This is a genomic window from Streptomyces sp. NPDC056479, from assembly GCF_042795335.1.
In the GTDB taxonomy this organism is placed as follows: domain Bacteria; phylum Actinomycetota; class Actinomycetes; order Streptomycetales; family Streptomycetaceae; genus Streptomyces.
Genome location: NZ_JBHTRZ010000003.1, coordinates 635,391 through 653,073 on the forward strand (window position 1 = coordinate 635,391; position 17,683 = coordinate 653,073).

Genomic DNA, 17,683 nt, shown 5'->3' on the forward strand with positions numbered 1-17,683 from the left:
CGCCGTCTCACTCGCTGCGCAGTACCTCCCCGATCGTCAGCCGCCCGGCCCTGCGCGCCGGCACATACGCCCCCAGCACCGCGATCAGCAGCCCCGCGAAGGCGAGCCCGGTCAGGGCGGGGGCCCGCCAGACGTCCGTCATGTAGGAGGGCAGGGCGATGTCCACCGCGTCCGCCATCCGGGGAACCACCAGCTCATAGCCGGCCACGCCCAGCGGGATGCCGAGCAGCGAGCCGATCGCGCCGAGCACCGCCATCGACGTCACCGACATCACCGTGACCTGCCTCGGTGTCATGCCGATCGACTTCAGCATGCCCAAGTCCCGCCTGCGGTCACGGGTGTTGAGGACGACCGTGTTGAAGACGCCCAGGGAGGCGACCACGGCGAGCATGACGGTGAGGGCGGTTGCGGAGCCGACGACGGTCTGCGTGACGGAGTTGGAGCCGCGCACATCCGGACTGATCCCGGGGTCGGCGGCCCGCGCGGCGCGGGCGTAGGCGGCCGGGTTGGTGCCGTCCCGGAGCCTGACGTGATAGGCGATGGGCTTCTCGTCCGGGGCCAGCGCCACCAGTGTCGGCCAGTCGGAGACCACCAACCGCGCGTTGCTCTCCATGACCTCCCCCACGACCAGAACCCGTTCGGTCCGACCGCCCTTCTCCAGACCGACCCGGTCGCCGACGCGTACGCCGTTCTGACGCAGGAAGGCCGACCCGGCCACGATCTCGCCGCTCGCGCGCATCCACCGGCCGCCGGTGAGCACCCCGTCCAGTGCGAGCCGGTCGCCGCGGCGTCCTTCGAGGATCACCGGATGCGCGCTGCCCGCGAGGCGTACGTCGGCGGGGGCCCTGGCGGTGATTCCGGTGGCGCCGGGCAACCCGCCGAGCAGCGACTGGAGTTCGGCGTCGCCGTGCTTCGGGCGGATCTCCTTGCCGTTCTTGAAGTTGGAGGCGTACACGGTCACTTGATAGGCGTCGCGCCCCGCGTTCCCGAACCGGTCCATCGTCGTCGCGAGCCCCGTCGCGAACGTCACCGTGGTCACGCCCAGGACCACCGCGGCCAGCGTCAGCGCACTGCGTCCGGGCCGGGCGAAGGGCAGGCCGACGCCCAGGCTCACCGAGCGCGGCAGCCGGCTGCCGGCCAGGCGACGCTGGATGCTCAGGGCCCGTCCGGCGCGTGGGGCGCTGCCCGCGCTGATCGCCCGTGCCGCCGACATGCGGTGCGCGCGCAGTGCCGGGGCCAGAGCGGCGAGGAGACATACGGCGGGCATGCCGAGCAGGGTGGCCGCGTTCACCCAGGCGGAGACGGAGACGCTGCCGTGGAACACCCCCGCGTCGGGCCCCGAGAACACGAACTCGAAGAAGAAGCTCGCCAGCGTGTTGCCGAGGACCGTCCCGAGCACGCACCCGGCCACCGCCGGCACGGAGATCATCAGGAGGTAGACGGCGACCACCTGCCCCGGGGTGAAGCCGAGCGCCTTGAGCACGCCGATGTGCCGGAACCCGGAGATCACCGCGCCGCTGACCACGTTGGCGATGATGAGCACCGCGACCGCGATCCCGAGGATGCCGAAGGCCATCAGATACGGGGTGTACGCCCGTGCCGAGCTGCTCACCTGGTGCTTGAGGGTGAGATACGTCCGGGAGGCGATGAGCGCGTCCGCCGGCAGCCCTTCGGTGACGGCGCCCAGCTGTGCGCGCAGCCGGTCGTCCGAGGACGCGTCCGGGAAACGGAGCAGCATCTGGGTGGCCGTCGGACGCAGCGCGTCGATCTGCTCGGGAGCGACCCAGGCGTCCGCCGTCCGGCTCAGGTCGAAGGCGAACCCGACGACGGTGAGGGCCGGACCACCCGAGGGCATCGGCAGCCGCTTGCCGAGGTCGTCCGGGGTCCAGTCGGACTGCCGGTTCAGTACGACCTCGCCGGGCCGGGTGGCCCAGCGGCCCGCCCACAGGTCGAGCCGGTCCACGGGGGCGTCGGGGTCGGCGCGTCCGACGACCGTGATCTCGCTGCCGAGGCCGAAGCCCATGCTGCCGTCCGGCAGTTCGACCGTGGCCTGCGCGTAGGGGCCCGCGGCGGCCTCGAGGCCGGGCCGCCGGGCGGCCTGGGCGAGCCGTGCGTCGGAGACCCTCTCCGGGTCGAACACGGCGACCACATGAGGGCCGCGCTGCTTGCCGAAGGCCTTGTCGAAGGGAGCGGAGGCCGCGTCGAGCAGCCCGAGTGCCACCACCATGGCCACCGTGGACGTCAGGGTGACCAGCGCGATGACGAGGGTCTGGAGTCTGCGCCGCCGTACCGCCGCACGGGCGGCGCGCCACACGGCCCTCATGCGGACGGCTCCAGGGCGTGCTCGCCGGTCACCCGGCCGTCGGCGCACTCGATCAACCGGCTGGCGCAGCGGCGGGCGAGATGCTCGTCGTGGGTGACCAGGATCAGCGTCTGGCCGATCTGGTTGAGGTCGAGCAGCAGATCCATCACCTGCTCCCCGGAGCGGCTGTCCAGGGCCCCGGTCGGCTCGTCGGCCAGCAGCAGGGCGGGGCGGTTCATCAACGCCCGTGCCACGGCGACGCGTTGGCGTTCCCCGCCGCTCAGGACAGCGGGATAGGCGCCTCGCCGGTCGGCGATGCCGAGTTCGTCGAAGAGCTCCAGGGCGCGGCGGCGGGCCTGCCGGGCCGGGGTTCCGGTCAACTGCGCGGCCAGCGCGACATTGTCGAGGGCCGACAGGTCGTCGATCAGATTGAAGAACTGGAAGATCATGCCGATCCGGCGCCGCCGGTACAGGGCGAGCCCCTTCTCGCTCAGCTCCCCCACGTTCTCCCCGTGCACGACGACCGTGCCGCCGGTCGGCCGGTCGAGACCGGCGATCATGTTGAGGAGCGTGGACTTCCCGCACCCCGAGGGACCCATCACCGCGACCGCCTCCCCCGCCCGGATCTCCAGCGACACCCCGGCCAGCGCCGTCGTCTCGCCGTACTCCTTGCGCACGCCGTCGAGCCGAACGACGGTCTCTCCCCTGCTGTCTTCACCGCTCATGGACACGACGCTACGAGGCGGGCCCGCGCCCGGACATCCCTCCCCGGATGGCACATCGCCGGGCCCCTCATCCTCCGGATGCAGGGCCTGCATCTCCGGGCCGATGCGTGCGCGGTGATCGTCTGCCAGGGTGAACCCCATGGGGGACTGGGAACCGGACTGGGTCACCGCGGCGGTGGCGGGTGCGGCCGTGCTCGTGCTGACCGTCGCGCTGCTGCGGACGCGGCGCCGCTGGCGGCAGGCCGTCGGAGAGCGCGGCTGGCTGCTGGAGCGGGAGCGGGAGAGCGCGGCCCGCGCGGCGGTCACGGCCGAACGGGACCGTATCGCCCGCGAGTTGCACGACATCGTCAGCCACAACGTCAGCCTCATGGTCGTCCAGGCCGGCGCCGCCCGCGAGGTGCTGGGCACGATGCCGGACGAGGCCGCGGCGGCGCTGCGCGCGGTGGAGGACGCGGGGCGGGGCGCGATGACGGATCTACGGCATCTGCTCGGGCTGCTGGCACCGTCACCCAGCGGCGAGGACGACGACACGGACGAGGGCCGGGACGCGCACGACACCACCGCCGCCGACCTCGCCCCGCAGCCCGGCCTGGACCGGCTCGGCCAACTCGTCGACCGTGTCTCCTTCGCGGGACTGCCCGTCGAGGTCCGGATCTCGGGCGAACCCCGCCCCCTCCCGCAGGGGATCGCCGTGACGGCGTACCGCATCGTGCAGGAGGCGCTGACGAACGCGCTCAGGCACGGCGACGGAGGAAAGGCCGAGGTCACGGTGCGGTACGCGGACCACGCGCTGCGGGTGGAGGTGCTGAGCACCGGGCCGAGCGTGCTGACCGGCGGGGCACCGCAGCAGCCGCGCCCGGTCGTGCGGTACGGGGAAGGAACCGGCCGTGGCCTGCTGGGGCTGCGGGAGCGGGTCGCGGTGTACGGCGGCGACCTCGACGCCCGACGGCGGCTCGGCGGTGGGTACCGCGTCCGGGCCCGCATCCCTCTGGACCGGCCATGACGACACCGGTGCCCGAACCGGCGCCCCGCGTCCTCATCGTCGACGACCAGACGCTGATCCGTACCGGCTTCCGGCTGATCCTGACCGTGCGCGGCATCGAGGTGGTCGGCGAGGCCGCGGACGGCGTGGAGGCGGTGACGATGGCCCGCGAACTCGACCCGGACGTCGTGCTGATGGACATCCGCATGCCGAACCTGGACGGCCTGGACGCCACCCGTCGCATCCTCCGGCACGCCCCGCACTGCCAGGTGCTGATGCTGACGACGTTCGACCTGGACCGCTACGTCTACACGGCCCTGTCGATCGGGGCGAGCGGATTCCTCCTCAAGGACGTCACCCCCGAGCATCTGGCGGCGGCGGTACGGCTGGTCAGCACGGGCGACGCCCTGCTCGCCCCCTCCATCACCCGACGTCTGGTGGAGCGCTTCGCCACCGACCCCGAGGTCCACGCCGCCACCGTCCCGGCCGACCTGACCCCCCTCACCCCTCGCGAACTGGAGGTCCTGAGCCTGCTGGGACGAGGTCTGTCCAACACGGAACTCGCGGTCCGGCTCACCCTGAGCGAGGCCACGGTGAAGTCCCATGTGGCCCGTATCTTCGCCAAGCTGTCCCTGCGCGACCGCGCCCAGGCCGTCGTACTGGCGTATGAGACGGGGTTGGTCCGGCCGGGCCGAGCGGGTGAGCACTAGCATCGTGCCTAGATGCCCTAGGTTTCCGTAGTCGGAGGACACACCGCCATGGCCCGCGCAGGACTCACCGCCGACCGGCTCGCCGCGGCCGCCGCCGAGCTCGCCGACGAGGTGGGGTTCGAGAACGTGAGCCTGTCCGCGCTGGCACGGCGCTTCGGGGTGAAGGACGCGAGCCTGTACTCGCATGTGAAGAACCTTCAGGACCTGCGGACACGGGTCGCCCTGCTGGCCGGTGGCGAGATGATCGACCGGATCGCCGCGGCCGTGGCGGGACGGGCCGGCAAGGACGCGCTAGCCGCCTTCGCGGACGCCTACCGGGAGTACGCCCTGCGGCACCCGGGACGGTACGCGGCGACCCAGATCCAGATCGACCAGGCCCTCGTCGCCGACTCCCCCGCCATGCGCCGCACCGCCGAGATCACCTACGGCATGCTCCGCGCCTACGGCCTCGACGAACCCGACCTCACCGACGCCGTCCGCCTGCTGCGCAGCACCTTCCACGGCTACTGCGCCCTGGAGTCCACCGGTGCCTTCGGCGCCCCCCGTGATGTGCGCGAGTCCTGGGAGCGCGCTGTCGACGCCCTGCACGTGGCCCTCGCCAACTGGCCACGCAAGGAGCACGACGGGCGACCGCCCCAGTTGTCACCCTGACCACTTAGACTGGGAACTTCGCGGAGGTCACACGCCGCGACCACGGGGGAGGGAGCGCGTCTTGTCCCAACAGCAGCTCGGACGCGGCCCCTTGAGGCCCCGTCGGCCCGGTCCCGCACCTCCCGCTCCCGACGGGGAACCCCCGGCCACCTCGCCCCCGGCGCGCTTCGTCGGCTGGCTCGGCGGCCTGGGCGCGGCGGCCGCCGGATACGGCGTGTTCCAGTTCCTGTTCAGTGTGCTGCCCGACTCCCTCGACGGCTCCGCCGCCCGGTATGTGATCTCCGGTGTCAGCGGGCTCGGCACCTTCGTCGCGGCCTGGCTCGCGGCGGCGCTGCTGCGGGCCCGGACAGCGGCGGGCCCCGACCGCGGGCGGGTCGCCCCCGTCGGGCCGGCCGCCATCGCTCCCGGAGCACCCGGGCCGCTCCCCGGGGTCTTCGCCTCCGCCTACGACGCCCTCGTGGACCAGGTGTCCGTCGTCTCCGACCCGGAGCGCGGGCGGCTGACCGGCTGGCCGCACTCCCTCGGCGAGGACACCCCGTCCCGGCCCACTCCCGTCGGCACCGCGTACGGCCTGCACATCATGCTCGACCTCGGCGTGCCCGAGGGGAGACTGAGCACCGGCGAGCTGGTGGACACGCTGTGGCGGCTGCGCCTGCCGGACGGCGGCTGGTCGGCGCGCTCGCAGGGGTCCGAGGCCCGTCCCGAGGTCACCGCGCTGGTGCTGGGGGCGCTGGCCCGGGCGGGCGCGTCCGCCGAGCGGCTGACGGCCGAGGTGGACCGGTGCACCGACGGGTTCACCCGTCAACTCGACCGCGCCGGGCGGGAGTCCACCCATGTCGTGACGACGGTGCTGCGCGGGCTGCTGCGTGCCGCGCCTCGCTCCGAGATCCTGCCCGTGCTGCGCGAGGCCCTCGCGGACGGCGCGATCAGCGACCCGCGCCGCGACCATGTGCGCTGCTGGGGCTATCGCCTCCAGCCGCCGTACGGCAGGCCGTCCCCGCTGCACACCGCGCAGGCGGTCGTCGCCCTGGACCGGGCCGCCCGGGTCCTGGGCGAGGAGGGCGACGCGCGCGCCGCACGCGCCCGTGCCGCCCGCGAGGACGGCATCCGCTGGCTGCTGTCCTGCCCGGACGCCCCGCACGACACCTGCCCGGACCTGGTGAACCTCCACGAGGAGGTGCGCCGCCCCCGTACGGACGACCCCACCCGCCACGAGGTGCTGAACGTACGGCACTTCACCGCCTCCTGGCTGGCCCGTGCCCTGCTCTCACCGGGCGCCCTGGAGATCGCTCGCGCGGAGGGTCTTGAGGACGAGCTGCGGGTACGGCTGGAGGGGGCCGTCGCCGCGGTGTGGGCGGGGCAGACGGACGGCATCTGGCTGTGGGGGCGGGGCGAGAGCACCGAGCTGCGGCGGCCCATGTGGATGACCTATCAAGGTCTTTCGGCACTGCGCGCGCATGCCGTATGGATGTACCAGCCGGGTGGCTGAAGCCGGCGGTGGCGAGCGGGCGTTGGAGGATGAGTGGAGTGCATGGGCGGTCGGCAGGTCCTGGCGGCACGGCGGCTGCTGGCCGGATCGCTGGACGGTGAACCGCCCGAGCACCAGCTGGTGAACGCGGCCCGCTCGGCCGTCACCGAACTGGGCACCCCCGAGCGGCTGTTGGAGCTGGTCTGCGAACTCGCGTCGGGCGAAGGGGATCCCGAGGCGTGTGCGCGGCTGTCGTACCGGCATGTCCTCGGCTTCGACAAACTGCTGCTGATCGACGGCGGCCCGCGCCGGATGCTACGCGCGCATGTGTGGCATCCGGGCGCGAGCGCGATCGGCGAGGAGGACATCCACAACCACCGTTCGCCGCTGGCCTCCTATGTCGTCCAGGGCAGGCTGGCCATGGAGCTGTACGAGGTCGCCGAGACGGGCGGCGACGGTATCGCGGCGGCGCGCTACGCCGAGTCGCTGGCCGAGCGCTCGGCCGACTGGGTGCTGAAACCGGCCGGTCCGGCGCGGCTGCGGCTGACGCATGTGGGGCAGTACGCGGCGGGCAGCTCCTACGCCCTGCCCGCGCACACCCTGCACCGGGCCTGGTGCGACACGGATGAGCCGACGGTGACGCTGTTCCTGGAGACGGGTGCCGAACGGCGCCGCCACACCGATGTGTTCACGGCGGCGGGCCCGCATCCGGGCGCGGTGGCGAAGGTGCCCTTGACGGTGGAGGAGTATCTGCAGGCGCTGCGGAAGCTGGCGGAGCGGCTCAGAACTCTGTGAAGGCCTGCCGGACGATGTCGAGGTTGTACTCGTCGATGTCGACGGTGGTCAGCTCGGCCCACGCGAGCCAGGCGGAGTCCTGATCGGGCTCGGGCAGGGTGATCGCCCCGGTCAACGGCCTGACCAGGAAGTTCTCCTGCCAGTTCTTGATCTCGTGCCCGCGGTAGTCGCTGAGGAAGGAGGACTCACCGACCTTGCGCACGATCTCGCCGAGCAGCCCGGTCTCCTCCTTCAGCTCGCGCAGGGCACCGTCCTCGGGACTCTCACCGGGCTCGAGCTTTCCGCAGGGAACGCCCCACACCCGGGGCAGGAACCGCTCCTTCTCGCTGCGGCGCACCAGAAGCACCCGCTGACTGTCGTCCATCACGACGGCGGCAGCCAGTCGCCTGTCGCCGGGGATGTCCATGGCCATGGTTCCTCGGTCCCTCGCCGGTGATGAGTCCAAAGAGTCTGATACCCGGGAAAGAGTCAAGGCTAACAGGAACCTATGCCCCGTCGCTGTGAGTCGCGTCGCTCCCCCGGCTGAGCGCGTCCACCTCGCCGTACGACGGGGCGGCCCCGCCCGGCGTCCGTCCCGCCCGGATCTCCCCGACCGTCTCCAGTGCCGCGCCCAGCGCCCGCCGGTAGAGCAGTGAGCCGAGGCTGACGCGGCGGACACCGAGGTCGGCGAGGTGGGGGAGGGTGGGGCCGGCCGGGGTGTAGAGGATGTTGAGGGGGACATCGAGGTGCTTCACCAGGGCGGCGATGTCCCGGGGTTCGGTGAGCCCCGGCACGAACACGCCGTCGGCGCCCGCCCGTTGGTAGACGTCGAGCCGGTCCAGGGTGTCCGCCTCCGCGCCGCCCAGCCAGTACGTGTCGGTGCGGGCGTTGACGAAGAGGCCCGGCGCCGCGGCCTTGACGGCGGCGATCTTCGCGGCGTGCAGCGCCGGTGACCCGATCCGGTCCTCCAGATTGATGCCGACGGCTCCGACGGCCGCGAGCTGCTGGGCGAACTCACCCACCTCTTCCGGGTCGTCGCTGTAGCCGTCCTCCGCGTCGATCGAGAGGAGGTACGGTCCCGAGCCGAGGGCGAGGGCGAGGCGAAGGGTCTCGTCGCGGGTTTCCGAGGCCCCGTCGGGCAGGCCGACGGCCGCCGCGACACCGAGGCTGGTCGTGCCGATCGCGGGGAAGCCCTCGGCGGCCAGGGCCCGTGCGGAGGCGTGGTCCCAGGCGTTGGGCAGGAGGAGCGGCTCGTCGCCGTGGTGGAGTTCGGCGAAGGCGGTGGTCACGGCAGTCTCCCTACGGCGTCGGGTGACGGTCCTCCGGGCGGTATCCGTCCCACGAGGAAGGCTAGGCCCGGGTCGCTTCGGTCCGGACCGAAGTGATCCAGCGCACACTCCCCTGTCTCCGGCAACCTTCCCATCCCAGGGCGGCGACCGGGGGACATGACTTCCGCAAGACGCACGTCGAGGCGCTCTTCCTCCGCCGCGGGCACGGGCGGCCACCGCCGGGTCCGCGCCGCCCGCAGGCCCGTCATCGCGGGCCTCGCCGCCACGGCGGCGCTGGTCGGCGCGTGGTACGCCAGCGCGGGCGCGGCCCCGTCCACCGCACCGAACCTCACCCCCACGACCAGCGCGGTCACCCTGTCGGCCAAGTTCCCCTACCTGTCCGCCGGCTACAACAACACCCGCGAGTGGACGCGCACGGCGACCGCGGTGGCCCCGAACGGCACCCTGCGCGTGGCCTGGCCCGCCTCCGACGGCATCCATGTCACCCCGCTGACCGGCGGGGGCAAGCGCTCGGGCGCGGACACCGTCGTCAAGGGCGCCAAGGAGGTCGGCGGCCTCGTCGCGCACAACGACGGCTTCGCACTGCTGACCCGGGTCGCGGACACCAACAAGTGGAAGGAGACGGCGGCCGCGCTGATCCGCTACACGAACGGCAGGCAGACCTTCCGCACAAAGCTGACCGGCACGTCCTCCCACGACACGTCCCCGACCCTTGACGGGCAGCTCAGCTGGAACGGCACCAAGTACGGGGCCTACTTCGTCGTGCACGGCGCGGGCGGCTTCGCCGACGGACACTTCGGCGACAAGCTGTCGTACGTGAGCGCCAAGGGCGGCAAGCTGAGCGGTGGTTGGGGCTGGGGTTGCAGCCACAACGAGGGCATCGCCCTGCACGCCGAGCCGACCGGGTCCTTCACCTCCCTCTGCTTCGACGACTGGCGCTCGGGCCTGTTCGTGTCGACGGGAATCGGTGCGCCCGACAACGCACCGGTCGTCCAGCGTGAGCAGTGCTGGGCGGGCTACTGCGGCGGCACGTTCGCGGGCCGTACCGGCGACCTCGTCAAGTCGTCGACGGGCCGCTACGCCACCGCCTTCGCCTCACGCGGCGCCGCGTCGGCGAAGAAGAACCCGGCCGACGCGTCCGGCCGCGGCTGGACCGTCACCCCGAGGACCAGCACCCACCAGGTGGCCGTCGCCTTCCTCAGGAACCGCAACTCCGCGCCCGGCAAGGCGATCCGCCTCTCCGCCGGCAACGGCACGGAACACGTCAACGTCCGCCTCGCCCCCTACGGCAAGGACCGGCTGCTGCTGTCCTGGGAGTCCCTGACGAACGCCAAGTGCAAGAACGGCACCTGCACCGGCACCTTCACGGGCACGAACTTCCGCCTCATCGACTGGAACGGCAAGTTCCAGAGCGCCACGAAGGTCGTGAGCACCCGCATCACCGGCGACATCGCGGTCCAGAAGGACGGCACCCTGGCCTGGGCGTCCGTGCCCGGCACCCCGTCGTACACAACTCCGCTCACGGGCGCGTCCCCGACCACGACGACGCTGAGGATCGCTCGGCTGACGCCCTGACGGCGTACGGGACGTACAACCACCGACCTGTCCGACGCGTCTCACGGGTGCGATGCAAGCGCGGACGGGGGAGGTCGGTGCGATGTCCGGCAAGATGCTGCACGGCGTCGAGCAGAGCGTACGGCGGTTCTTCCGGCTGCCCCGGGGGACGCCGCGCCACCCCTCACCGGTGGTGCCGACGCTGCGGATCTGGGGGTTCTGCCTGGCCGTCGGAGCCCTTGCCGCCTGGGCCGGCCGGGACGAAGGACCGATCGTGATGACGCTCGCCACGGTGTGGTCCATGCTCGACGACGTGATCGACGGCGTACGGCACCGCTGGCCCGCCTTCGCGGCCGGACTGGCGGTGGGCTGGGCCGTCAACAGACTCGCGCATGCCTCGTTGCACGCCCCGGACGGGTCGTGGGGCGAGTATGCCGTTTTCGCGTCGACGACTCTGGCGGCCTTGGCGACCTTCGTCGCTCTCACCCGTCTTCCGCGACGGGAACGCTGATCCGCTCGACCATGCGGCGCACGACCTCGACGGGCAGCGTCGGATTCCGGGCGGCGGTCTCCGCCCTGTCGGCGTCTTGCAGCAGCCTTGTCAGGAACCGGACCGGCAGCCCGGGTTGCAGGGCGGCGGCGTGACGGACGCTGTCGTGCGGGTCCTCCAGCAGCAGTGCGGCGGCCACCGGTGACAGGCGCGGGTCGGTGGCGGCCCGGTACCGCACCTCCTTGCTCGGGTCCCTGCTGAGCCGCTCCACCAGTTCGGGCGTGGACTCCGGGTCGTCCAGGGCGAGTCTGCGCAGGCGCGGGGTCGGGTCATCGGCGTACCGCACGAGGTTCTGGCGGGGGAAGTTCGGGTGGCTGCGCGGGCGGTCGGGGGTGCTCAGGCTGCCGGTCCACCACTGCCACACCCGCATGAGCATGTCGGCGGGCGCGTCGTCGCAGGACTCGGCGAGGAAGAGCTGGACGACCCGGTCCTCGTCCCGGGCGAGGCGTTCGACGACGTCCGGCGGGAGGTGCCGGGCGCGGGCCACGCTTCTGCGGACGAGAGGGTGGGTGGAGGCGGCCAGGCGGCGCATCGCGTCCTGGTCGTCGTGCAGCGCGACGATCCAGTCGAGCTCGTGGTAGTGGACGCCGGGGTCGAAGTCGATCCGGACGCCCGCACGTTGATTTTCCGTCAGATCGGCGCGCGTCGACACCGCGAAGCGGACGCCGGCGTCGGGATCGGCGCCGAGGAGGGCGACCAGGTCGGCGTCGAGTCGCGGGTTGCCGGCGAGGGCGCGGCGCTCGTCGTGGTCCCCGTGGCGTACCAGGTACGCGGCGAGGTCGCGCTCCAGTCGGCAGGACTCCAGCGCGCGGGCCTTGACCTCCAGCGTCTCGTACACCGAGCGGGGCATCGGGTGTTCCCGGTGATGGAGCAGCCGGGCCGCCGTACGCACCTTGCCGTCGGCGTCGGCCATCAGCGCCTCGCGAGCGTCGGCGTCGAGATACGGCCAGGCGGCATGGCAGGCCGCGTACCGCACTCCGGCGTCGGGGTCGGCGGCCAGTTCGACCGCCACGGGGGTGGGCAGGTCCATAAGACCGGCGGCCTCGGCGCGGATCCGCGGGGACGGATCGGCGGCGACCTTTCGGCAGGTGGCCTCGTCCAGTTCCGCCCGGCGCTCCGCGGCCAGCAGGGTGAAGATCCAGCGGTGGCGCTCGTCCTGCTCGCCGAGGATCACCCGGGACCACTGCTCGGAGGTGATGTTCGGCTGGACCTCGGCCGCCATCGCCCGCAGTTTCCAGTTCGGGTGGACCAGCATCGCGTCCACGATCTCCGGAGGCATGGGCTGGTACATGGCGTAGTGGGATCTCTCCAGCAGCATGGGCCGCAGGTCCGCCGGGGTGGACGCGTTGAGCGACAGTCCGCGTGCCCAGGCATCCAGCAGCCTGTGCGTGGGCTTCGGCCCCTCGAGCAGCGACTCCCAGGCGGCCGCCCGCTCCTGGGGCGTCTCCTCGGCCGCCGCCCGCGCGGCTTCCTCCTGCCGCTCGCACAGCCGGTCGACGGCGACGAGCCGGACCTCGTACTCCTCCGTCGCGGCCCCCACCAGGGCGTCCCCGGCCGGCGACAGCGTGACGAACTCCGGCCGCCCGGGCCGCTCCCCCAGCACTCCGGCCAGATCCCAGCCGTCGGCGAGCCGGACCCTGAACCAGCGCCCGGTGTGGTTGCCGGAGAAGTCGATGAGGAACTCCCCGTCCTCGCCGAAGATCCCCGTCCCGGAAGCCAGCCGGTGCCACTGCTCATTGACCTCGGTCACGAGGTCCGGCCGGTCCGTCGCGACGGCCATGGTCGGCCCGGCCTCCCCCGCGACGACATGGCACCGGGCGAGGAACGGCGGCAGCACCTCCTCGACCTGCTGGTCCCCCACGATCAACAGCCCGGATCTTGCCAGCGCTTGTGCCGACTCGGCTCTCCCACCCATGATCCCCATCTTCCCCGGCGCGGACTCCGTCGGTCGCTCAGGCCCCCACGCTGACGCCCTCACCGTCCACCAGCCGCGCGCGGACCTCCCGACCGTCGCTCCAGCGCACGTGGATCGCGTCTTCGCCGTCCACGCGTACCGTCACCAGCTCGTCCAGCGGTACGGGGTCCCGTTCGGCGGTGAGCCGGGCGAGGGCGACGAAGAGCGTGGCCCCGTCCCCGGTGGCGCCTAAGAGATCGTGGCCCAGGCCGGCGACCGGTCGGATCTCCGCACGCACACCGTCCCGGCAGGCCCAGCCGGTGATCCGCACCGGCGTCCCCGGCTCCGCCCCCGCCACCACATGAGCCCGCACCTCCACGGCCCCCTGCGCGAGCACGAGACTGGTCACCCGCGCTCCCCCGCCCGCCGAGTGCCGCGACGCCACCCAGCCCTCCCCCACGCCCAGCGGCACGATGTCCCTACGGCCCGGGTCGTGGCCGACGATCACGCTGTTGTCGTACCACGGTGAGGGCGCCGTCGCCGTCGAGTAGGCCAGGCGCGTGTAGTACGGGTCGTAGCGGACGTCCTCGCTGCCGTGGTTGTGGAGGCGGACCATGCCGTCCGAACTCGTGGACTGCAGCAGCCAGTTGGGGGCCGCCACCGCGGTCACCGCGTCCGTGCGCTCGGCCGGGGCGGCCTCCTCGGCGGACGTCCAGACCTCGTGCCCGGCCGGCAGGAGCAGGGCGAGGAAGGCCTTGCTCGCCCAGTACGGGGACGCGGGGCCCGAATAGCCCTGCAGGACCGTCTCGTCGGGGCCGTGCCAGCCGAGGGTGAGCAGGCCGTTCGCGTCCACGGCGCCGCGCTCCAGGAAGTACTTCAGCGCGCCGGAGGCCAGCCGTCTGGTCTCGCCCGGCGACAAGGGCGTGCGGCCGGTCAGCGCGCCCAGCCACAGGGGGGCCGTGGTCGCGAAGCGGTAGGTCAGGGAGCGGCCCTGGTGCATGGGGGCGCCGTCGCCGCCGAACAGGCGGGCGTAGTCCTCCAGATGGCGGGAGAGCCTGCCGCCGTACAGGTCCAGGAGCCGTTCGTCCTGCGCCAGCCAGGCGTGCAGCACCGGGTACAGGTGCATCGCCCAGCCGTTGTAGTAGTCGTACTTCCGGCCGTCGCCGTCCGTGTACCAGCCGTCGCCGACGTACCAGTCCTCGATGCGCTCCAGACCGCGGTCGATCGCCTTGCGGGACTCCTCGGTCTGGTGACCGATCTCCTGGAGGAAGCCGCCCACCGTCACCGGGAACAACTCCCAGTTGCAGGGCCAGGCTTCGGCGGTCAGCGCGTCCCCCAGCCAGGCCGCGGCCCGCTGCCGTACCGCGTCGTCCAGCCGGTCCCACAGCAGTGGCCGGGTCAGTCGCAGCGCGAGCGCGATCGACGCCGCCTCGACCAGGGGCTGGCCGCGGTCCTGGATACGGGGCCAGACACCGGACGTACCCGCCGCGAGTCCGTCGGCGTAGCGCTCCAACGCCGTCTCGTCCCGGCGGAACCCCGCCAGCAGGAGCGTACGGGCGTAGCCCTCCAGGCCGTCGGAGAGGCGGCCCGACCAGCTCTGGTGGCCGCCGGGGAAGTGGTAGAGGGCGCGGTCCTCGGTGGCGTACGGCTCCACGGCGGCGAGCAGGGCGTCGGCGGCGGCCTCCCAGTGGGCACGGGTGTAGCCGGTGCGCGGGCTGAGGGTGCGGTCCTCGGGAGGGAGCTGCATCGGGGCTCTTTCCTGCTGTGCTCTGCTCTGCTCTGCTCTGCTCTGCTCTGCTCTGCTCTGCTCTGCTCTGCTCTGGGAAGGTCAGGCCTGGGGCGCCCCGGTTCCGGTCGAGGCGCCCCAGGGGTTCATCTCACCCGCACCAGGCCCTGGGGCACCAGATGCCGGGCGACGAGTTCGTCGCGGACCAGACTCGCGTACACCGTGGCGCCGTGCACGGAGGTGTGGGTGTTGTCCCGCTTCTCGTTGTACAGGTACAGCGCTTTGGAGGCCTCGACGCCGAGCGACTCCACCAGGGACTTGGTCTTCGCCGTCAGGTCGATCAGGGGGACGTCCTGGGCGGCGGCGACCGACCGGACGACCGCGGGGTGGTCCACGCCCAGGCCGTTCACGAGCAGAGCGGTGTTGTTGTTCAGCGTGCCGTCGGAGTTGAACCAGCGGCGGACGATCGGGGTGACGAGGACCGGCTCGCCTCCCTTCTCGCGCACGCCCGCCACCAGTGTCTCCAGATTCGCTCGATACGTCGCCCCGTCGGTCGTCTTGTCGTTGTGGGCGAGCTGGATCAGGACCAGGTCGCCACGGCGGATCCGCGGCCGGACGGTGGCCCACAGACGCGAGTCGGCGAGATAGCTGACCGTGCTCTCGCCGGAGTCGGCGTAGTTGGCGACGGACAGGCCCTTGCGCAGGTACTGGGGGAGCTGCTGGCCCCAGCCGGAGTAGGGGTCGCCGGGCTGGTCGCAGACCGTGGAGTCGCCGACGAGGAAGATCTGGCGGGCGCGTCGGGCCGGGGTGACCTCGATGTCGGCCAATGCGGGTGCGATACCGCCGAGTTGCACGTTGAGGCCCGGGGTGCCTTCGGCGCCCGTCGGCTCGCCCTCCGGCGTGCGGACATTCACGGTGAAGCCACGCGCGACCCGCTCACCTGCCGGGACGGCCGTCTCGGGGAGCAGGGCGCGCCGGGTCTCGCCGGTGACGCTCGTGCTCGACGCCGCATCGCCGCCCAGGAGGACCTTGACGTCGTAGGTGCCGGGCGGGACGTCGAAGTGGCAGGCGGTGGCGGTGCAGTTGCCGTGTGCCTGGGCCTGCGCATGGGCCTGGGCCTGGGCCTGGGCCTGGGCCGGTACCGCCGTCAGCACGGTGCCCAGGGTGGCCGCCACCAGTACGGCGACGCTGAAACGTCTCATACGCGACTCCTCGCTCGGATGGACCCGGCGTGCGCCTGGACCGTACCCGTTTCGACAAGCGCTTTCTAGATGGTTCGCCACCGCTTCATGAATGCCCCAGCACCGAGCTGGCGCAAGCCCTTTCGCGAAATCGATTCAACTGTCACTCTGCACAACACCCGCACCCCACACTCCGAAGGAGGCACCCCCCATGTCCAGATCCCACGGCAGATCCGTTCCCCGCCGCACCTTCGTCCTCGGCGCCACGGCCGCCGCCGGCACCGCGGCCCTCGCCGGCACGGCGCGCGCCGCGGCCTTCGGCTGGAGCGACGACGGCTCGAACTATGTCGTCGACACCGGCGCCAACCTCGTCTTCAAGGTCAGCAAGACCAACGGCGACCTGACCTCGCTCGTCTACCGCGGCACGGAGTACCAGGGCTACGGCGGCATGAACTCGCACATCGAGTCCGGCCTCGGCACCTCCACCGTGACCGTCAGGCAGTCGGGTTCGACGATCCTGATCTCGGTGGCCTACGGCACGCTGCGGCACTACTACGCGGCCCGCAGCGGCGAGAACAACATCTACCTGTGGACCGACAAGGCCGACACGTCCGTCTCGGCGACCCGCTACATCCTGCGTGTGAAGAAGGGCCTGTTCCTCAACGACGAGCCCGACTCCTACACGTACACGAACAGCACCATCGAGGCCTCGGACGTCTTCGCGAAGTCCGACGGCCAGACCCGCTCGAAGCACTACGCGAAGCGCCGGGTGACGGACTACGACTACGTCGGCTGGTCGGCCGGCGGCGTCGGCCTGTGGATCGTGCGCAGCAACCACGAGAAGGCGTCCGGCGGCCCGTTCTACCGCTCGCTGCTGCGCCACCAGAGCGCGGACGGCGGCGGTCTGTACGAGATTCTGTACTACGGCCAGAACCAGACCGAGGCCCAGCGCTTCGGCCTCCAGGGCCCATACGTCATCGCCCTCACGGACGGCGGAGCGCCCTCCTCGTCGCTGTTCCCGGGCACCCTCACCACCTCGTGGGCGGACTCGCTCGGCATGTCCGGGTACGTCGGCGCGAACGGGCGCGGCAAGGTGGCCGGGGTCGGGATCTCCGGGCGGAACACGGCGTATCCGTACACGGTCGGGCTCGCCAACTCGGCGGCACAGTACTGGGGTTCGGCGCGCGCGTCGGACGGCTACTTCTCGATCGGGGGTGTGCTGCCGGGGACGTACACCCTGACCGTCTTCAAGGGCGAACTCGCCGTGTACACGGGGTCGGTGACGGTCACGGCCGGGGGCACGACCACCCTCAACACGATCGCGATCCCGTCCTCGAACGACCCGGGCAACGCGAGCGCGATCTGGCGGATCGGCGACTGGAACGGCACCCCGAGCGGCTTCAAGAACGCCGATCTGATGACGTACGCGCATCCTTCCGACGTCCGGGCCGCCGCCTGGACCGGCAACGTGGTCGTCGGCAACAACGAGACGGCATCCTTCCCCTGCTACCTCTGGAAGGACGTCAACAGCGGGATCCTGGTGTACTTCAAGCTGACGGCGGCCCAGGCCGCGGCCGCGCACACCCTGCGGATCGGGGTGACGACGGCGTACGCCAACGGTCGCCCCCAGGTGACCGTCAACGACACCTGGACGTCGGCCATCCCCTCCCCGCCGACCCAGCCGGGCACCCGGTCGCTGACCAACGGCTCGTACCGGGGCAACAACCACACGTTCACGTACAGCGTGCCGGCGTCCGCCTGGAAGACGGACACCGGCCAGTACAACGTGCTGCGGATCGATGTGGTGAGCGGTTCGGGGACGACCGGCTATCTCAGCGCGGGCACGGCGATCGACGCGATCGACCTGCTCACCTGAC

At 72.1% G+C, this 17,683-nt stretch carries 15 protein-coding genes; 8 read left to right on the forward strand and 7 right to left on the reverse strand.

The window, feature by feature from the left end; genetic code table 11:
* Window positions 1-7 precede the first annotated feature (7 nt).
* Both ACFQ6S_RS14335 and ACFQ6S_RS14340 read right to left on the reverse strand, forming a co-directional pair.
* Window positions 8-2,323 (reverse strand): FtsX-like permease family protein, encoded by a 2,316-nt coding sequence (locus ACFQ6S_RS14335; RefSeq protein ID WP_383407997.1) that lies wholly within the window; start codon window positions 2,321-2,323, stop codon window positions 8-10.
* Window positions 2,320-3,027 (reverse strand): ABC transporter ATP-binding protein, encoded by a 708-nt coding sequence (locus ACFQ6S_RS14340; protein ID WP_383408000.1) that lies wholly within the window; start codon window positions 3,025-3,027, stop codon window positions 2,320-2,322. Before ACFQ6S_RS14340 ends, ACFQ6S_RS14335 begins: the two co-directional genes overlap by 4 nt.
* A gap of 139 nt (window positions 3,028-3,166) precedes the next feature.
* Between ACFQ6S_RS14340 and ACFQ6S_RS14345 the strand changes: the two genes are divergently transcribed.
* The 5 genes from ACFQ6S_RS14345 (at window position 3,167) to ACFQ6S_RS14365 (ending at window position 7,633) form a co-directional block, all read left to right on the forward strand.
* Window positions 3,167-4,030, forward strand: coding sequence for a sensor histidine kinase (locus tag ACFQ6S_RS14345; RefSeq protein ID WP_383408003.1), 864 nt, complete (start codon window positions 3,167-3,169; stop codon window positions 4,028-4,030).
* The gene (locus tag ACFQ6S_RS14350) at window positions 4,027-4,719 is read left to right on the forward strand and encodes a response regulator (RefSeq protein WP_383408006.1); all 693 of its coding nucleotides are present in this window, start codon (window positions 4,027-4,029) and stop codon (window positions 4,717-4,719) included. The genes ACFQ6S_RS14345 and ACFQ6S_RS14350 overlap by 4 nt, the downstream gene beginning before the upstream one ends.
* Before the next feature lie 48 nt (window positions 4,720-4,767).
* Window positions 4,768-5,370, forward strand: a complete 603-nt coding sequence (locus ACFQ6S_RS14355; RefSeq protein WP_383408009.1) for a TetR-like C-terminal domain-containing protein — start codon at window positions 4,768-4,770, stop codon at window positions 5,368-5,370.
* A 61-nt stretch (window positions 5,371-5,431) separates the two neighbouring features.
* Window positions 5,432-6,859, forward strand: a complete 1,428-nt coding sequence (locus ACFQ6S_RS14360) for a hypothetical protein (protein ID WP_383408012.1) — start codon at window positions 5,432-5,434, stop codon at window positions 6,857-6,859.
* 42 nt (window positions 6,860-6,901) lie between these two features.
* Window positions 6,902-7,633 carry a hypothetical protein gene (locus tag ACFQ6S_RS14365; protein WP_383408015.1) on the forward strand — a complete coding sequence of 244 codons (732 nt, stop codon included), beginning with the start codon at window positions 6,902-6,904 and terminating at the stop codon, window positions 7,631-7,633.
* Here ACFQ6S_RS14365 and ACFQ6S_RS14370 read toward each other — a convergent pair.
* Both ACFQ6S_RS14370 and ACFQ6S_RS14375 read right to left on the reverse strand, forming a co-directional pair.
* The gene (locus ACFQ6S_RS14370; protein ID WP_383408018.1) at window positions 7,620-8,045 is read right to left on the reverse strand and encodes an NUDIX hydrolase; all 426 of its coding nucleotides are present in this window, start codon (window positions 8,043-8,045) and stop codon (window positions 7,620-7,622) included. The genes ACFQ6S_RS14365 and ACFQ6S_RS14370 overlap by 14 nt on opposite strands.
* 73 nt (window positions 8,046-8,118) lie before the next feature.
* The gene (locus ACFQ6S_RS14375; protein ID WP_383408021.1) at window positions 8,119-8,901 is read right to left on the reverse strand and encodes an isocitrate lyase/phosphoenolpyruvate mutase family protein; all 783 of its coding nucleotides are present in this window, start codon (window positions 8,899-8,901) and stop codon (window positions 8,119-8,121) included.
* A gap of 156 nt (window positions 8,902-9,057) precedes the next feature.
* Between ACFQ6S_RS14375 and ACFQ6S_RS14380 the strand changes: the two genes are divergently transcribed.
* Window positions 9,058-10,476: a hypothetical protein gene (locus ACFQ6S_RS14380; protein ID WP_383408024.1), complete on the forward strand. Its 1,419-nt coding sequence runs from the start codon at window positions 9,058-9,060 to the stop codon at window positions 10,474-10,476.
* An 82-nt stretch (window positions 10,477-10,558) separates the two neighbouring features.
* Window positions 10,559-10,966 carry a hypothetical protein gene (locus ACFQ6S_RS14385; protein ID WP_383408027.1) on the forward strand — a complete coding sequence of 136 codons (408 nt, stop codon included), beginning with the start codon at window positions 10,559-10,561 and terminating at the stop codon, window positions 10,964-10,966.
* Here the strand turns inward: ACFQ6S_RS14385 and ACFQ6S_RS14390 are convergent.
* From ACFQ6S_RS14390 to ACFQ6S_RS14400, 3 genes are all read right to left on the reverse strand, one after another.
* Window positions 10,938-12,920 carry a HEAT repeat domain-containing protein gene (locus ACFQ6S_RS14390; RefSeq protein WP_383408030.1) on the reverse strand — a complete coding sequence of 661 codons (1,983 nt, stop codon included), beginning with the start codon at window positions 12,918-12,920 and terminating at the stop codon, window positions 10,938-10,940. The genes ACFQ6S_RS14385 and ACFQ6S_RS14390 overlap by 29 nt on opposite strands.
* A gap of 37 nt (window positions 12,921-12,957) precedes the next feature.
* Window positions 12,958-14,646, reverse strand: coding sequence for a DUF2264 domain-containing protein (locus tag ACFQ6S_RS14395; RefSeq protein WP_383408033.1), 1,689 nt, complete (start codon window positions 14,644-14,646; stop codon window positions 12,958-12,960).
* 125 nt (window positions 14,647-14,771) lie between these two features.
* The gene (locus tag ACFQ6S_RS14400; RefSeq protein ID WP_383408036.1) at window positions 14,772-15,827 is read right to left on the reverse strand and encodes a rhamnogalacturonan acetylesterase; all 1,056 of its coding nucleotides are present in this window, start codon (window positions 15,825-15,827) and stop codon (window positions 14,772-14,774) included.
* Window positions 15,828-16,017: 190 nt separating this feature from the next.
* Here ACFQ6S_RS14400 and ACFQ6S_RS14405 point away from each other — a divergent pair, with 190 nt between their 5' ends.
* A complete protein-coding gene (locus ACFQ6S_RS14405) occupies window positions 16,018-17,682 on the forward strand; it encodes a rhamnogalacturonan lyase B N-terminal domain-containing protein (RefSeq protein WP_383408039.1) in 1,665 nt (554 codons plus the stop codon).
* The last annotated feature ends 1 nt before the right edge of the window (window position 17,683 follow it).

Excerpts from the sequence above, each read along its gene's own strand:
- ACFQ6S_RS14335 (WP_383407997.1), bottom strand. The coding sequence starts at position 2,323 with ATGAGGGCCGTGTGGCGCGCCGCCCGTGCGGCGGTACGGCGGCGCAGA.
- ACFQ6S_RS14340 (WP_383408000.1), bottom strand. The coding sequence starts at position 3,027 with ATGAGCGGTGAAGACAGCAGGGGAGAGACCGTCGTTCGGCTCGACGGC.
- ACFQ6S_RS14345 (WP_383408003.1), top strand. The coding sequence starts at position 3,167 with ATGGGGGACTGGGAACCGGACTGGGTCACCGCGGCGGTGGCGGGTGCG.
- ACFQ6S_RS14350 (WP_383408006.1), top strand. The coding sequence starts at position 4,027 with ATGACGACACCGGTGCCCGAACCGGCGCCCCGCGTCCTCATCGTCGAC.
- ACFQ6S_RS14355 (WP_383408009.1), top strand. The coding sequence starts at position 4,768 with ATGGCCCGCGCAGGACTCACCGCCGACCGGCTCGCCGCGGCCGCCGCC.
- ACFQ6S_RS14365 (WP_383408015.1), top strand. The coding sequence starts at position 6,902 with ATGGGCGGTCGGCAGGTCCTGGCGGCACGGCGGCTGCTGGCCGGATCG.
- ACFQ6S_RS14370 (WP_383408018.1), bottom strand. The coding sequence starts at position 8,045 with ATGGCCATGGACATCCCCGGCGACAGGCGACTGGCTGCCGCCGTCGTG.
- ACFQ6S_RS14380 (WP_383408024.1), top strand. The coding sequence starts at position 9,058 with ATGACTTCCGCAAGACGCACGTCGAGGCGCTCTTCCTCCGCCGCGGGC.
- ACFQ6S_RS14385 (WP_383408027.1), top strand. The coding sequence starts at position 10,559 with ATGTCCGGCAAGATGCTGCACGGCGTCGAGCAGAGCGTACGGCGGTTC.
- ACFQ6S_RS14390 (WP_383408030.1), bottom strand. The coding sequence starts at position 12,920 with ATGGGTGGGAGAGCCGAGTCGGCACAAGCGCTGGCAAGATCCGGGCTG.
- ACFQ6S_RS14395 (WP_383408033.1), bottom strand. The coding sequence starts at position 14,646 with ATGCAGCTCCCTCCCGAGGACCGCACCCTCAGCCCGCGCACCGGCTAC.
- ACFQ6S_RS14400 (WP_383408036.1), bottom strand. The coding sequence starts at position 15,827 with ATGAGACGTTTCAGCGTCGCCGTACTGGTGGCGGCCACCCTGGGCACC.
- ACFQ6S_RS14405 (WP_383408039.1), top strand. The coding sequence starts at position 16,018 with ATGTCCAGATCCCACGGCAGATCCGTTCCCCGCCGCACCTTCGTCCTC.